This is a genomic window from Rhizobium phaseoli (assembly GCF_010668805.1).
Classification (GTDB): Bacteria; Pseudomonadota; Alphaproteobacteria; order Rhizobiales; family Rhizobiaceae; genus Rhizobium; species Rhizobium phaseoli_A.
This window is the reverse complement of sequence record NZ_WUFT01000087.1, coordinates 1-428: the sequence shown is the minus strand read 5'-3', so window position 1 is coordinate 428 and position 428 is coordinate 1. Positions and strand designations below refer to the sequence as shown.

Sequence of the window (428 nt, the reverse complement as noted above, 5' to 3'; positions counted from 1 at the left end):
ATCTTGAGTGCTTCGAGCTGCTTCTGGCCGAGCACTTCGACCTTCAGCTTCCAGTCTTTCGCGAGCTTCTTCGCGGTCGTGGCCAGATAGGTCGGCGTGCAGACGTTGCCCGGCAGATTGCCGAGGTCCTTCGTCAGATCCATGCCGTTCGACAGCGCGACGCCCTGCTTGAGGGCCACCTTCGCGAGCTTCTCGTCAGCCGCGTCGACGCTGAACACGATACGCTTGAGCGCGCGCGTGCTGTTGTCCGGCTTGCTCTTCATCTGCGTGAACCGGTAGGTCAGTTCGCGCAGTGCCAGAATGGCGGCGCGCACGGCCCAGTCCGACGAGCGTTCCTTGACAGGCGCCTGAGCGAGCGTGAACGTGACCTGGGTGATCTTCGTGCCGAGGATAGCGCGCCACGCGGCGCGCACGGCGTCGCCATAGAC

1 protein-coding gene is annotated in these 428 nt (G+C 64.0%); it reads right to left on the bottom strand.

The window, feature by feature from the left end; translation table 11 throughout:
• On the bottom strand, positions 1-428 hold a 428-nt coding region (locus GR197_RS31495; RefSeq protein WP_204330517.1), incomplete at both ends, for a M17 family peptidase N-terminal domain-containing protein.